Below are 14,588 nucleotides of genomic sequence, written 5' to 3'. Positions count from 1 at the left end.
ATCCACGCAGGAGGTTTTCATGTCTGATATCACCATGACTTTCAAGTTAGGCGATCGCGAAGTTAACCGTCTTGGCTATGGCGCTATGCAACTGGCCGGGCCTGGCGTGTTTGGCCCGGTTAAAGATGAAGCGCGCGCGATACAGGTTTTACGTGACGCCATTGAAGCTGGCGTCAACCACATCGACACCAGCGATTTTTACGGTCCGCACGAAACCAACAAATTAATCAGGAAGGCGCTCCATCCCTATCCGGAGGATCTCTGTATTGTCACCAAAGTGGGGGCACGTCGTGATGCCAGAGGCGGCTGGCAGGCGGCGATGGAGCCGGAGGCGCTCACTCAGGCCGTAGAAGATAATCTCCGCCACCTGGGCCTGGACGTTCTTGAGGTGGTGAATCTTCGCAGCATGCTGCATCCGGCTAAACCCAAAGAGGGCTCTCTGGCCCCTCAACTGGAGGCACTGCTGGCGTTGCAGGCACGCGGGCTGATTCGCCACATCGGTCTGAGTAATGTCACGGCTACGCAGATCGCAGAGGCCAGGGCGATGACGCCGATTGTCTGCGTACAGAACATGTATAACCTCGCGCATCGGCAGGATGATGAGCTGGTGGATCAGCTTGCTCAGCAGGGCATCGCCTGGGTGCCTTTCTTCCCGCTGGGCGGTTTTTCTCCCCTGCAGTCGGAGCAACTTAATGAGGTGGCTGCGTCCCTGAACGCCACCCCTATGCAGGTCGCCCTGGCCTGGCTGCTGCGACGTTCGCCCAATATTCTGCTGATACCGGGCACCTCCTCCCCCGCGCATCTGCAGGAGAACCTCGCCAGCCGCAGCCTGGTGCTGTCAGACGAGGCGACGGCAAAACTGAATACGCTATAAATTCCGGCCCCCACGATGCAGGGCGGCTGTGACGCTGCATTCAGAAGTCACTGAGGCAGGCTGCCAGTGGGGGCCTGTCACTGCAGTCAATGTGATGCGTGATGCGCGCGATCATGTAGGGATAGAACGGGTTAGAGGTCGCACGCATAATCGAGTCCAGCCCCACGATCAGCACGGCACTCTCACCGCGCAGCGACAGCGTGCCAAAACTGATGCCGAATTCATTTTTCCTTTCAGGCGCACTGCCATAAAGCCCATCCTCCGCCGGAAACGGAATAGCGACATGTGACAGAGAGTAGAGGCCGGCAGGATAGTCAATCGCCAGCGGCGCCCTCTTCTCCTTAGTCTCTCCCGCAGGCACGCTTCGGGTCACCATTTTGAGCGAGGTGGGTGATGCGTTGGTGATGAGAGTCGTGGCGTAATCCCGACGCGCCTCTGGCAACAGCTGACTGACCGCGGTGTAGGAGGAGCGGCGGAATAACGGACTGACGCTGACCGCCTGATTGATATCAAACAGCACCAGCTGACTGCCATTTTCCGGCAGGTAGTGATAGAGCGATCGGATGACCGAAGGCGTACTCACGGTCGAGTCCATCACGGACTGAAAGGTCAGCACCGGCGGGAAATCTGCCAATCGCTGGTCACGGGCATGCTGCTGAATCTCCTTCTGCAGCGCCTGCGTCAGCAGCCAGGTCTGGCGGGCTGCGTGTATCGGGAAGGAGTTATATTTAAACGGGTTAAACTCCGGCACGATGTTCAGCCAGGCCGTTTTCGAAAAGGCCGGCAACACAGAGGGCAGACCGGCCATGCCCGCGAAGCGGGCAAAACGGGTTACGCCGATCATCGGCGATAACAGAATCAGCTGCTGCGGCTGACGCAGCGTGGGATCATTCTGGCTGTCGAGGGCATATTTTACGGCCAGCGCCCCGCCGTTTGAGAATCCCACCAGATGCAGAGGCGTCTGCGAGCCTGCCAGCCGCGTCGCCTCTCTCACCGCCAGACGTGTCGCAGCCATCCAGTCCTGCCAGTCAACATCGGTCAGCCCTGCGGGCACCGTACCGTGACCCGGTAACCTTATTGCGACCGCCACATAGCCCTGCTGACGATACACTTCTGCAACGTGCCGCAGGCTATAGGGACTGTCGGTCAGCCCATGCAACAGGACAACGCTTCCACGGGGTTTGCCGGTCGGGTGCAGAATATAGGAGCGGTTCCAGTCCTGAGCAAAATGGCCCGGATAGATCATGCTGTCGGCAGAGTAGCGGTTGAGCGGGGTTTTCTCATCATCGCTGAGCTGGTCAGTGACCTGCTGCTTCATCTCATCGAACAGCCGGTTCTCTGCCCTGAGATAGTCGGCATAGCTCGCCTTATCGAGTGTTTCAACGGTCAGCTCATGCGGAACCCAGGTATGCCAGCGCTGTAGCTCAGGTCCGCGTTCTGCTTCATAGATACGAAAAATCAGTAACAGAAGTATCAGCCCCCCAGCCACCAGGATGACATGCCATAGCCTGCGGGAAATAGTTTTCAGCTTCCGGGTCATAGTTCCTTTCCAGAAAAATCAGAATGTACAGCGAACCCTGCGAACGGCACATTGCCGTTACTGTATGGCCGGGAGTGTGAGTGAACGGCCCGTTCAGCGCCTGAGACTCTCTGAATAAAAGCGCATCAGAACAGCAGCGTTTTCTGAGCCCTCCGCGCGGTGAACCCCTTACGATTGGTGTGCAGAGCAGATGACAAGGGAGTATAGCGCAGCGCCTCAGGCAATCTTTGTCTGCGGTCATGCTTCATCTGACTGGCCGGTTCTGTAATAGCTACCGGGAGAGTAATGCGTTGTTTTCTGGCGATTTCAGCCTGAAATCGCCAGAGCGGTATAAAAACAGACCACACCTCTATGCTGATTACAGTGAACGTCTGTTCTGATGACGCATCAGCCGGAGGAAGAAAAAGGCAGATTGAGGGGAATGCGGAGAGGAAAACCGGATTCGGCGCGTGTGCCGAATCCGGGGATGGGATTATCAGGCTTCAGCTGCTTTCTGCTTTTCGCCAAACTTCTCTTTCATGTGCGATTCGATCTCTTCCAGACTCTTTCCGCGCGTTTCCGGCACCATCGCCATCACGAAGATAAGCGATCCGACGTTAATCGCGGCAAAGATAAAGAAGGTGGTGCTGCCGGCATATTCCATGATCGGCGGGAAGCCAAACGCGACTACCGCATTGAAAATCCACTGAAGTGACACTGCACCGCCCGTCAGGACGCCGCGCAGCTGCATCGGGAACAGCTCCGACATCATCAGCCAGTAGACCGGCGAGATGCACATCTGCATGCAGAACAGGAACAGCAGAATACAGGCCAGCGCCAGATAACTCTGCATCAGGCTGGTGCTCATAAAGGTCAGCACGCTCCCCAGCAGAATCTGCGCGGTGACAACCAGGCAAAGACCGGTGATCAGCATGGTGCGACGCGGGAAGCGACTGATAGCCCAGATGCCGACAAAGGTGGCCAGTACCGATACCACGCCGTTACCGATGGTAGCGGCGATCGAGGCACTGGTGCCCAGACCGGTCGACTTCAGGATAATAGGCGTGTAGTACATAAACCCGTTGACGCCGGTAAACTGCGCGACGAAGCCCAGACCGACGCCGATGATCATCAGCCGGATGACCCATTTCTCACGGATCAGGGTTTTCGCGTCCGGACCCCGCTCTGCTGCCCTCGCCTGCTTCTTCATCTGCGCCATCTCATGGCGCACCTCACGCGGCGTCTCACGCAGGTACTTCAGGATCTTTTTCGCCTCTTTCAGTCGACCTTCCGCCACCAGCCAGTGTGGTGATGCAGGCACAAAGAAGGTGCCGATAAACAGCAGAAGCCCCGGTACCATCGCAATTGCCAGCATATAGCGCCACAGGTGCTCATCATGCAGCAGATAGCTCAGCAGCGTACTGGCAACGTAGGCGACCAGCTGCCCGGTAACAATCATCAGCTCGTTACGGCTGACCAGTGGCGCACGCAGGCGCGGCCCGGCAATCTCGGCAATAAACACCGGCACAGTCGACGATCCACCGCCGACAGCGATACCCAGCAGGAAGCGCATTGCCACCATGACGTTGACTGAAGGCGCCAGCGCCGTACCCAGTGAACCCAGCACGAAGATGACCGCCAGTGAGCGTAACGTAATACGGCGACCAAAACGGTCAGAGAAGAAACCACTGAGGAAAGAACCGATCGCGGCCCCGAACACCAGCGAAGAGGCGACCAGTCCTTCAGTGAAGGAGTTGAGCCCCAGCCCGCCCTGAGCAGGCGGGGACGTCATATAAGGTAATGCACCTGAGATAATCCCGGTGTCGTAACCAAAAGCCAGCGCACCCATCGTCGCCACCAGCACCACCAGAAAAATACGCTGGCGAACCGTATCGGCTGGCGCGTGGTCGCCCGTATCACCCGAGTCTGAAGTATTAATACTCATCATATCCCTGTCATAAAAGTTAAGCGGCCCGCCTGATTAAATTTCATACGGACCAGAAATGGAACATTCGCACCAATTGTGTAAAGAAGTGTAGACGGTATTCTGGAGTTAGCTCTTGCAAAGCACTTTTTATAAAGCGTGACTTTTAAACAGGTTAATCAGCGTGATAGTCGCGCTGACTGACTAATCCTCTGCCGGTGTGATGACATCGCTCATGGTGATGCTGTCCGGCGGATACCGCGTCAGCTGGCTGGCAGAAATGTGCATTTTCCGATCTTATCCTGACAACCCGGAATGACACCTGAACGGCCTTTTACTGATTGCAGTGGACAGTGCAGGTGGAATATCTCGGGTTATGAACAGATTGGATGATTGCGCTACCTTCTCGACGCCAGTGTTCAGGGGCGAAGTGTGGCGGTAAGCGAAAAAGGCCAGCCGTGGGAAGGAGGGCGTAAAGTCTGTCGGTGCAGTACCCGGAACCGTTGACTTCCCGATTCACTGTAAACAGTAGCAGGCTTATTGCCGGAGAGAAAAGTTATCCACTTTTTCTGTGGATAACTGAGGGATATTTTCTGAGTATCTTTTCATACTGGCTGAGCTTCACCCGGCTATGAAGCAGACAGGCTTCGTTTCTTCTCCTTTCTGTTCATTTGTAAACACCACGCTGGTGACGGGGTAGTGGCGAAAATGGCGATTTCAGGCTGAAATTCTCAGTACATTAAGATTAAATACAACGGGTTAAAGTCAGAATCTCCACGCAGACAAGCGCACTTTAACTGAAAGTCCGCCGGGCGGCGCTGAATAATTCTGAGCTAAGGCACGACGACTTAAAATCAGTCAGGCCGGGCTGGTCACTAATGAAGCACCTTAGCGGCAGCAGTATGCCGTTACGCTGACCAGGCGGTCCGAACCGGAGCAATGAAAAGGTAAAGCAGAGAAAGGCGAGGTTATGCCCTCAGCGTAAACCGGGCGGCGACGAAGCGTGCGTTAAAAGGGCTGATGACGTGGCGATTTCATGACGGTTGAAAGCAGATAATTCATGAATAAATACATGCTATTCAACAGGTTAATCATTATCCACACGCTGAAATCTTGGCGATTTCAGCCTGAAATTCGGCTTTAAGTCGTCTGTCAGACGGCGTATGCAGGGATAACCGTAATAAAAAAGCCAGCCCTGAAGGCTGGCTGATGAGAAAAGCATGAACTCAGCGATTGAGATATTTTTTTAGCGTCTCGGCGATGACTTTATCCAGTTCTTCCTGCAGCTCTTTCGACTGCCGGTTAAACTCATAGCTGAACATCCGGCCACGCACCTTTTTGCGGGCAAAGCGATCTTTGTCTGCAAATGACCAGAGCGCCACTGAGTGCGTTTTATCTTTCTCCGGTTCCTTGATCAGCGTCTGGCTCCCCTGACGAATCAGTCGCAGAATGTGATTTTTAATCTCATCCTCCGCCAGACCTTCGCGGGCGCATACCACATCAATTTCCATCGAGATGGCTTCAATCAGCGCCTCTGTGCTTTGTCCTGACTCGTTCAGCTTCTCCGCTGCCTGTAATAACGCCTTATAGTCCGGATAGGTGAGTTCAGCCTGATTAGGGAATAGCGAAATCAGATCGGCAGGCACGCTGGCAGCCTGAAGCGCACGCGTGACTTTTGCCTGAGACAGCCCCTGATTTTCGGCAATCTCTTTTTGTGATAATCCGCCATCCTTCAGCGTCAGCAGCCGCATTCCCACTTCACGCAGGTTATGCTCCCGGGCCGTCTGAATATCCTGCGCCAGTCTGCGCGCCTCATCGGCGGTAACAGGCGATTCGGTTATCAGGACATCTAAGCCGGTCTTGCAGTAAAGCGCAGCGGCACGGCGACGTGAGCCGTCAAGGATCTCAATGCGGCCGTCACGCATCACACCAATTGCAGGGAAAAACTGCTGCAGTTTGATGGTGCGGATAATGTCACGCAGGGAATCAGGTGTCAGTCCTGCCTGATCGCGTCCGTTGGTTTCCATCGTGACAAAGGTTTTGCTTTCAACATCGCCTGCGGCAATGCGTTCAAAACGAAACTGCGCACGCTTGCCGGTAGCCAGCACGAAAGTCTGGCTGTGCTGGTTGTCAGGTGCATCATTTTCCAGTGGCGTCTGGCTGAAGGTTCTGCCAATCGTGATTCTTTTTGCGCTCATACAAACCTCAGTTCAGGCGAATAAATTCGATACGGTCGAAAACGGCTTTTGCAAAATCCTCTGCGGCGGAGCGCGCATTTTTCAGGGCTTCGCTGCTGCCAACGTAGGTCGACGGGTTCGCGGAAATGACCGTATCAAAGGATTCACCACAACGTTCAAAACCATCCAGGCGGGGAAGGGCTGCATCAAGCATATCGCCACCAAAAATCTCTTTTGCCAGGCTGTGGCAGAGTTTATGGTCTGCTTTATTTGAGAGCTTGGACATAAAGCCGATGTTGCCCTGTAAGCGGCAGGTTGCGCCGGAATCTTCAATGATCGCGATCAGTTCTGGCAGGCGAGTCAGATACTTAAGCGTTGAGTGAAAGTCAACCTGGGCCGGAGGAACCGGCGTCATCAGCAGATCAGAAGCCGCGATGGCGTTCTTGAGAAACGCATCCAGATGCGGCCCGCTGTCGACAAAGATGAAGTCATAATCTTTTTTCAGCTTAGCGATAACGTTGTCATACAGCACGGCATGAACGTTCTGCTGTGGCAGATGCTCAGCGCAAAGCTCATCCCAGCGCGAAGCGATAAAGGCATCGTCAATCGAGGCTGGCAGCACATCAACACCGGGAATGATTGAAGGAACGATAAATTCGTTAACCAACTCATCCCGCGAGACATTCTGCAGCATCGCCTGTGCAGCAGTCGCCTCCACCAGCCCCACTGAGCGCTCGTGGTTCAGAAACATCGTGGCTGAGGACTGCGGATCGAGATCAATAACCAGGATACGCAAGTCTTCAAACAGCAGATGGGGGTGGGCGCGCAGCGCGTGCGCCAGGGAGACGGTAGAAACGGTTTTGGAAACGCCGCCCTTCAGATTGCCAACAAAGAGGGTGTAGGCTTCACCATGACGGTCGCGATACTTTGGCACGCCACGATGATGATAAATATCGATAATATTCTGGATCGACATGGCGTACTTAACAGACGTCCCTGCGGCGCGTTTATCAAACTGATAGCCACTCTCTTCCATCTCATTGACGGCATAATCGACGCTGGCTCGGGTCAGTTTAGGCAACTTGGCTAACGCCGCCTTGGCGTAGACCTGATAATAGGTATTTTCATGCAGTTCCTGCTTCTGCGCCTGAATCTGCTCTGTGAGGCTGAGCAGCATGCGTTCTGAACGCTGTGCAACTTTCATCACCTGCTTGTCGTCGTTAGCCATAGTTGCTCCAGATATGTAGGATTTACGACTTTATACAGAAATCCTGCACATGAGGCAATAAATTATCTTCTCAACACAATCTGCGTTTTTATGTAACAGCACGGGTTATAGTGAGCTTCATCACACTATTGCTGCAGAGCGGAACGATATCGCGCGCTCAGAACCGGAAACATTCACTGTAATCAGCACAACGTTCACTGTAATGAGTGAGCCGCTTAAGGGTAAGCAGTGCATCATTGCAATGACAGATAAGAGGGAAAAGCAGCAGGCACAGGAAGATAAGCGGAAAAAATTCACTGTAATCAGCAGCAGCATAATCACAATGCCGGTAACGATCGGCAGGATGGCGCGCCAGATCAGAATTGTGCATCCTGCAGATATCTGCATTCAGCGGGAAGAAGTCGCTTTCGTGGCTCAGCCAGCACAAAGCAAAACGTTCACTGTAATCAGTAGCGTTCAGTTTGCTGACGATAGCCTGTCTGATGTTCACTGTAATCAGCAGGGGGATGTTATAGGCCATTTCAGGCAGAGAGGGAAGGGTAAACATTCACTGTAATCAGCAATAGTCTGCTGACCTTCTTCGCGGAGGGCAAACATGGCGCGGAACAGCAGATAAAAGGTGAAACTGTCACTTCACCGGCGGATAGCTAACTGCGTGTGGCTGGTAACGTTCACTGTAATCAGCCGGCCCACTTTGGGCTACTATTCACTGTAGTCGGTAATTGAACAAAGTCCAGGCTGACATTCACTGTAATCAGCAGAAATGTCAGATCCGGTTTGGCTGCTGTAAGGATTAATCAGGGCCCTGCCTGACGCGGTAACTGACAACGTCTCTGCAGGGTATCTCTGATTCCCTGCTAACGTTCACTGTAATCAGCAAACAGGAGCAGCAATTGTTCGTTAACGGCCAGGCATTCACTGTAATCAGTACTACATTCACTGTAGTCAGTACAACGCTTCCGATCGTCTCCTGATCAGCATGCAAGCTTCAGGCAGGCGTCAGAAACATTCACTGTAATCAGTAGAGGTCACTCAGCGTTCCGCAACCCTGTATAACGGCAGCCTTAGCCTGTAACTGTTCACTGTAATCAGTCACGCAACCCCGCTGTTCTGACTCTGGCGGCAGAGGATCACAGCGCCTTGATCCGGTGCATCATCATCGCGCTTCTCTAAAGCAGGGAGAGACTCCTGCATTCACTGTAATCAGCAACAGGGGATAAGAGGACGGCCCGGAACGTTCACTGTAATCAGTAAACGTCAGCGCAGAGAAGATGACGAGAAATGTATGTGAGTACACACTTTTGTTTAAAGCCCTGAAACGGTGGAATCTGCAGGAAAAGGATTATCGCTGTTATCGTTCTGAGAGGTAAAAGGCTACTGATTACAGTGAACGTTGCTGAATACAGTGAATGGGTGGTGGTGACTGATTACAGTGAATGGTCTGGAGAGGCTCGCTTCCCACAGGCAGCGGGAAAGTGACACTGCCACGCGGTCTGCTGATTACAGTGAACGCGAGCCGTTAGTCATCAAACTCGATGTCATCCAGGGAGTCGATACTCTCCAGATTGCTGATGCCATCCAGCTTTGGCGTACGACTGTGGATAATGAAAAAGACTGAGCGACCACGCTTTACCTCTGAGTAGTCCAGATAGCCAATCTCTTTCAGCTGCTCCATCGCACGTCGTACCACGTGGTTCTGCGTCGTGGTCTTGGAGCCCAGATTCAGGCGCATGCGCAGGCGGGCCAGTGAGATAGGGGCAGGATTGGTGGGCAGACTCTCCAGGAAGGTATAGAGCGCCTGAGCAGACTCCTTGCGCTTCAGACGGGATATCGCACGCAGCTGAAGCAGGACTTTATGATCAAAGTTATAGAGTTCGAACAGCTTTGGGTCAGCCTGAATACGCACGATATCTTTTTCACGATCGTAATAAGCAGACTGAACAAGGTGAGTGTGATACGCCTTGCCATTGCCTTCAAAGGAGAGGGTGTTGGTCGCGATACGGCGTAACGACGCGTCCAGGCGCTTACGCAGTGCGGCTGAAGAGTTTGCCGAGGGAATGCCGCACATCTTCACAAAGTCGATAAAGGGGAGTGTGACGGTATCGCCTTTGGTGGGATAGCGGGAGAACGACTGAATGATGCCTGCCCAGGTTTTGAAATCGTTATCCATATCCAGCCGCGCGCCGGTAATGGTAATCTTTTCGTAACCTTCGGCTTTCACCAGCGTCAGGTTCTTCAGCTCTTTAGTCGCATCCGTTGAGGCCATCGCACCGGATTTACCACGTGCCGTCGATTTCAGGGTCGGCACGAACAGTCCCAGACGCATTAAGGCGACCGGCTGAACGGTATTATTCTTGTTGGGATGAAGCTGAATAACTTCACCACTGTTTTTGGTCACTGACAGAAAAGGTTCTAGCAACGCTTTGTTTTCATTGTCTTTATCTGCCATGGCGTAGGATCTTCATTCTGTGGATGAAAGGGATCGTTTTCTGACTACAGTGAACATTAGCACTGTTTACAGTGAACATGCTACCTGGTACAGTGAATAAAGTACTGATTACAGTGAACACTTTACTGATTATAGTGAACGCGATCACCCTTTCAGCCCTTGGTGGGTGCGGCCTGCGACGATCGGGGATCTCTTAGGATCTCTATATGATCTATTAAGGATCATTTTTTAGGATCGGGTCACTGTATAAGTGGATAACTTCCTCATTCGCTTATGCTTCAGAAGTGTTCAGGCTGCATCTCGTCTCTCTGCACATTTCGCGCCGGAAGCCGGTTCGCAGCAATCCTGCCACCTGCATTCTCGAAAAATAAACAACTTCCTCACTATTATTCATTTTTCATCATCAACTTCAGCGCGTATCGTCTTTTCATCACTGAAAGAATAAGGAAAGGGCACCATGACTGAACATGTACTCTCACGCAATCCGGCAACCGGCGAAATTCTGGCTCGTTATCCTCTTCAGAGCCCTGCAGAACTTGAACAGGCACTGACAAAAAGCGCCTCTGCCTTTGCCCTGTGGCAGCGCAGCAGCATGGACGATCGCGTTCGTGTCCTGCGTCAGCTGGGCGAACAGATCCGACTGCGGGAAAACGATCTCTCCCGCACCATTACCCTGGAGATGGGCAAACCGATTGCTCAGGCGCGCGCAGAGGTTCTGAAATGCGCGAACTTATGCGACTGGTATGCTGAACATGGCCCGGCCATGCTGGCCGATCAGCCAACGCAGGTTGCTGATGCCTGGCAGCGGTTTCGTCCTCTGGGCGTCATCCTGGCGGTGATGCCGTGGAATTTCCCGCTGTGGCAGGTTCTGCGCGGTGCAGTAAGCATGCTGCTGGCCGGGAACACCTACCTGCTGAAACACGCGCCAAACGTCATGGGAAGCGCCACGCTGATGGCTGAACTCTTTGAGGCAACCGATCTGCCTGCCGGTGGCTTTAACCTGATTAACGTCGACAATGATGGAGTCTCCGTCGCCATCAGGGATGACCGGATTGCCGCTGTTGCGGTGACCGGCAGCGTGCGGGCAGGTGCCGCCATTGCCGCACAGGCGGGCGCAGCACTGAAAAAGACCGTGCTGGAACTGGGCGGATCCGATCCCTTCATCGTACTGGCAGACGCCGATCTTGATGAAGCCGTGAAATCAGCCGTCATCGGACGTTTCCAGAACACCGGACAGGTCTGTATGGCTGCCAAGCGCTTTATTGTGGAAGCGCCAATCGCAGAAGCCTTTGAAAAACGCTTCACCGCAGCCGTGCAGGCCCTGACCATGGGCGATCCACTGGACGAAAAGACGTTCCTGGGCCCGATGGCACGCGCCGATCTGCGCGATGAACTGGATGGTCAGGTTAAGGCGACACTGCGTGAAGGCGCCCGTCTGGTACTTGGCGGCGAGAAGGTAGCAGGGGAGGGGAATTATTATGCTCCGACTATTCTTGCCGATGTTACGCCTGCCATGACCGCTTTCAGAGAGGAGCTGTTCGGCCCCGTCGCCGCCATTGCGGTCGCACGCGATCCACAACATGCACTGGAGATCGCCAACGACAGCGACTTTGGCCTCAGCGCCACCGTCTGGAGCGGCAACGAAGCGATCGCCGATCAGCTGGCGCTGCAGCTGGAGGTAGGGGCCGTGTTTGTGAATGGCAACGGCGCGTCCGATCCGCGTGTCACCATCGGCGGCGTGAAAAAAAGCGGCTACGGCCGTGAACTGTCACATTTCGGCGTACATGAGTTCTGTAACGTCCAGACCGTGTGGAAGAATCGCCGCTAAGCGTTACTGTGCAGCCGGAAGATAGGCAGGTGCGGGTCTGGAACCCGCACTGAGCGGACGCAGCAGCCGATGCGGAGCAAAAGCACTCAGCATCGGTGAAGCTGTTCCGCTCAGCATCGCCTCTGCCACCAGCCTGCCCAGCAACGGGGCAAGCGTCATCCCGCTATGGCTGACCATCAGGTAGACACGTGAAGCATCACTGATATACCCCAGCGCAGGCAGTCCATCGGACGGGCGCGACCGCTGTCCCGTTGCTATCCGCTCAATCCTCGCGCCCTCGCACTGCCTGAAAAGCCGCTGCAGGCGTCGCAGCATCTCTTTTCCAATCAGCCCATCAGGAGAAGCCGGACGGGCCGGATCGGCGTGCTGATCCAGATCCAGTGCCTGCAGCATCAGACGACCCGCGCCATCCGGGCGCACATTCAGTTCCGGCGTAATCAGATTGCAGTTGAGCGAGACGGGTAACGGCTGCGTCTGTGCCAGAAAACTGCAGGCAACTGGATCGGCCCGGTTCGCATCGGTCATCGCCAGTTGCAGCCCGCACTGGCTCATCAGTTCCGGGGCCCAGCGGCCGGAGGCCAGCACCAGCTGATCCCCCTGCCAGGTTTCACCGCTGGCCAGGGTCAGCTGAACATCGCGGTCTGATTCGGTCAGCGTGGTCACCTCATTGTTGCAGACCAGCTGGCCACCACTGGCCCGCAGGTCGGCTATCAGAGAGGCGATAAACAGGCTCGGATAGAGCAGGCATTCCGAAGGAAAAAACCATCCCTGCTGAACGCGGGGATCGAGTCGAAGCTCCGGCAGTGCGCTCAGCAGCGCGGCACGATCGCGGGTTTCGACGGGATAGTGCAGGGCGGAGAGTTTCGCGGCTCGCTGCTCCAGCTGACGCTGAGTGGCTTCATCGCTCGCCCACTCCAGCGTACCGGTTTCCAGCAGCCACTGTGGCGATGACGGGTGTGCAGCCTGCCAGCGCTTGTGTTCGTCAATCGCAGCGGCATTAAGCTCATGGTAACGGGCGGGATCTTTGCCGTTGGCGTTAACCCAGGCATAGCTGATCTGGCTGGTGCCGCAGCCGGGAAGGTTTTTATCAAAGACCGTCACCTGCGCGCCGCGGCGGGAGAGCGACTGCGCAACGGCTAAACCCAGCACGCCGGCACCGATAACGGCAATATGTTGTGGCATAGTTGGCTTCCCCGGAATGAAGATCGGCGGGCGAGGGTCGCCCGCCGGGTCAGTTCACTATTACGGAGCCCGGAAGTGCCGTCAACTCTCCTGTCAGGCCGTCACCTCATCAAACCAGGCGGGCACCGGATCGGGCAGGGTGACCCACTGCTCCGGTCCCATCGCCATCTCCTCAGGGGTCAGCAGCGCCTGTTCCAGCGCGTCCCGTATATGTGCCTCGTCCATCTCAATACCGATAAAGACCAGCTCCTGACGTGCATCCCCGACGCCTTCCTGCCACTGTTCAGCGATGAAGTTAAGGGTGTCCGCATCCTGTGGCCAGTCGGATCGTGGCACGCTGGCCCACCAGCGTCCGGCGTAACCCTGGCGCGCTACCGCGCCCGCCTGTGACCAGAGCGCCGCATAACCCGGCCGGCTGGCGAGCCAGAAATACCCTTTAGAGCGGATCACGCCCTCCAGCTGGTGATTGACCACCTGCCAGAAGCGCGCCGGATGAAACGGACGACGGGCGCGCCAGGCAAAACTGCGAATTCCATACTCTTCTGATTCCGGCTGATGCTCACCGCGCAGCGTCTGCAGCCAGCCGGGAGCCTGCGCGGCCCGGTCGAAATCGAACCGGCCGGTGCTGAGCAGCGTCGCCAGCGGAACCTGCCCGAATTCGCTGTTTACGATGCGGGCATGGGGATTGAGGGCCCGCAGCATGCCCTGCAGCTGATGCAGCTCCGCCGGGCTGAGCAGATCCGTTTTGTTCAGCACCAGCAGATCACAGAACTCGATCTGATCCACCAGCAAATCCACCACCGCGCGCTCATCCTGCGCGCCCAGCGACTCGCCGCGCGACTGCAGATCGTCCACCGAACGGTAGTCGCGCAGGAAGTTAAAGCCATCCACTACGGTGATCATACTGTCCAGCCGGGCATAGGCGGAGAGGCTTTCACCCTCTTCATCCTCAAACGTAAAGGTTTCCGCCACGGGCAGCGGCTCCGAAATACCGGTGGATTCAATCACCAGATGGTCAAAACGTCCCGCCTGAGCCATCCTTTTTACCTCTACCAGCAGATCTTCACGCAGCGTGCAGCAGATGCAGCCGTTACTCATTTCAACCAGTTTTTCATCGGTGCGCGACAGCTGCGCACCGCCGTTACGCACCAGGGCCGCGTCAATATTCACTTCAGACATATCATTGACGATGACCGCGATGCGGCGTCCTTCCCGGTTGTTGAGAATATGGTTAAGCAGGGTGGTTTTACCGGCACCGAGAAAGCCGGAGAGAACCGCAACGGGGAGACGCGGATCTTCTGATGTCAGGGTGGAAAGTGGCATAGTATTACCTGTAATGAGTGACCAATTGATATGTTATAACATAACATTTATGGCGCTGTTTTCAACCGGGACGCAAAAAAAGGA

General features: G+C 55.1%; 10 protein-coding genes. 2 read left to right on the top strand and 8 right to left on the bottom strand.

All coding sequences use genetic code 11. The features are described 5' to 3' along the window. Positions 1 to 19 precede the first annotated feature (19 nt). The gene (locus tag S7A_RS18025) at positions 20 to 874 is read left to right on the top strand and encodes an aldo/keto reductase family oxidoreductase (protein WP_009092750.1); all 855 of its coding nucleotides are present in this window, start codon (positions 20 to 22) and stop codon (positions 872 to 874) included. A 40-nt stretch (positions 875 to 914) separates the two neighbouring features. Here the strand turns inward: S7A_RS18025 and S7A_RS18020 are convergent, their stop codons facing one another. The 6 genes from S7A_RS18020 to S7A_RS17995 form a co-directional block, all read right to left on the bottom strand. Next, positions 915 to 2,414: a carboxylesterase gene (locus S7A_RS18020; RefSeq protein WP_009092749.1), complete on the bottom strand. Its 1,500-nt coding sequence runs from the start codon at positions 2,412 to 2,414 to the stop codon at positions 915 to 917. Positions 2,415 to 2,889: 475 nt separating this feature from the next. Next, complete coding sequence (locus tag S7A_RS18015) at positions 2,890 to 4,338, bottom strand: sugar porter family MFS transporter (protein ID WP_009092748.1); 1,449 nt, start codon at positions 4,336 to 4,338, stop codon at positions 2,890 to 2,892. Positions 4,339 to 5,543: 1,205 nt separating this feature from the next. Continuing rightward, entirely contained in the window at positions 5,544 to 6,515 is a 972-nt protein-coding gene (locus S7A_RS18010) for a ParB family protein (RefSeq protein ID WP_009092747.1), read from the bottom strand. A gap of 7 nt (positions 6,516 to 6,522) precedes the next feature. Further along, on the bottom strand, positions 6,523 to 7,722 hold the full coding sequence (locus S7A_RS18005; RefSeq protein WP_009092746.1) for an AAA family ATPase: 1,200 nt from the start codon (positions 7,720 to 7,722) through the stop codon (positions 6,523 to 6,525). A 157-nt stretch (positions 7,723 to 7,879) separates the two neighbouring features. Continuing rightward, positions 7,880 to 8,269, bottom strand: coding sequence for a hypothetical protein (locus S7A_RS21340; RefSeq protein ID WP_141629839.1), 390 nt, complete (start codon positions 8,267 to 8,269; stop codon positions 7,880 to 7,882). A 972-nt stretch (positions 8,270 to 9,241) separates the two neighbouring features. Then, on the bottom strand, positions 9,242 to 10,171 hold the full coding sequence (locus S7A_RS17995) for a RepB family plasmid replication initiator protein (protein WP_009092744.1): 930 nt from the start codon (positions 10,169 to 10,171) through the stop codon (positions 9,242 to 9,244). A 457-nt stretch (positions 10,172 to 10,628) separates the two neighbouring features. On the opposite strand from S7A_RS17995, the gene S7A_RS17990 reads away from it, so the two are divergent. Continuing rightward, positions 10,629 to 11,999: an aldehyde dehydrogenase family protein gene (locus tag S7A_RS17990; RefSeq protein WP_009092743.1), complete on the top strand. Its 1,371-nt coding sequence runs from the start codon at positions 10,629 to 10,631 to the stop codon at positions 11,997 to 11,999. Positions 12,000 to 12,002: 3 nt separating this feature from the next. On the opposite strand, the gene S7A_RS17985 is transcribed toward S7A_RS17990, so the two are convergent. Beyond that, positions 12,003 to 13,181 (bottom strand): FAD-binding oxidoreductase, encoded by a 1,179-nt coding sequence (locus S7A_RS17985; RefSeq protein ID WP_009092742.1) that lies wholly within the window; start codon positions 13,179 to 13,181, stop codon positions 12,003 to 12,005. 93 nt (positions 13,182 to 13,274) lie between these two features. Continuing rightward, a complete protein-coding gene (gene zigA / locus S7A_RS17980) occupies positions 13,275 to 14,504 on the bottom strand; it encodes a zinc metallochaperone GTPase ZigA (RefSeq protein WP_009092741.1) in 1,230 nt (409 codons plus the stop codon). Positions 14,505 to 14,588 lie beyond the last annotated feature (84 nt).

Source organism: Pantoea sp. Sc1 (assembly GCF_000255315.1).
Classification (GTDB): domain Bacteria; phylum Pseudomonadota; class Gammaproteobacteria; order Enterobacterales; family Enterobacteriaceae; genus Pantoea; species Pantoea anthophila.
The sequence above is the reverse complement of the archived record's forward strand: the minus strand, read 5'-3'. Positions and strand labels throughout refer to the sequence as shown.

Excerpts from the sequence above, each read along its gene's own strand:
- S7A_RS18025 (WP_009092750.1), top strand. The coding sequence starts at position 20 with ATGTCTGATATCACCATGACTTTCAAGTTAGGCGATCGCGAAGTTAAC.
- S7A_RS18020 (WP_009092749.1), bottom strand. The coding sequence starts at position 2,414 with ATGACCCGGAAGCTGAAAACTATTTCCCGCAGGCTATGGCATGTCATC.
- S7A_RS18015 (WP_009092748.1), bottom strand. The coding sequence starts at position 4,338 with ATGAGTATTAATACTTCAGACTCGGGTGATACGGGCGACCACGCGCCA.
- S7A_RS18010 (WP_009092747.1), bottom strand. The coding sequence starts at position 6,515 with ATGAGCGCAAAAAGAATCACGATTGGCAGAACCTTCAGCCAGACGCCA.
- S7A_RS18005 (WP_009092746.1), bottom strand. The coding sequence starts at position 7,722 with ATGGCTAACGACGACAAGCAGGTGATGAAAGTTGCACAGCGTTCAGAA.
- S7A_RS21340 (WP_141629839.1), bottom strand. The coding sequence starts at position 8,269 with ATGTTTACCCTTCCCTCTCTGCCTGAAATGGCCTATAACATCCCCCTG.
- S7A_RS17995 (WP_009092744.1), bottom strand. The coding sequence starts at position 10,171 with ATGGCAGATAAAGACAATGAAAACAAAGCGTTGCTAGAACCTTTTCTG.
- S7A_RS17990 (WP_009092743.1), top strand. The coding sequence starts at position 10,629 with ATGACTGAACATGTACTCTCACGCAATCCGGCAACCGGCGAAATTCTG.
- S7A_RS17985 (WP_009092742.1), bottom strand. The coding sequence starts at position 13,181 with ATGCCACAACATATTGCCGTTATCGGTGCCGGCGTGCTGGGTTTAGCC.
- zigA (WP_009092741.1), bottom strand. The coding sequence starts at position 14,504 with ATGCCACTTTCCACCCTGACATCAGAAGATCCGCGTCTCCCCGTTGCG.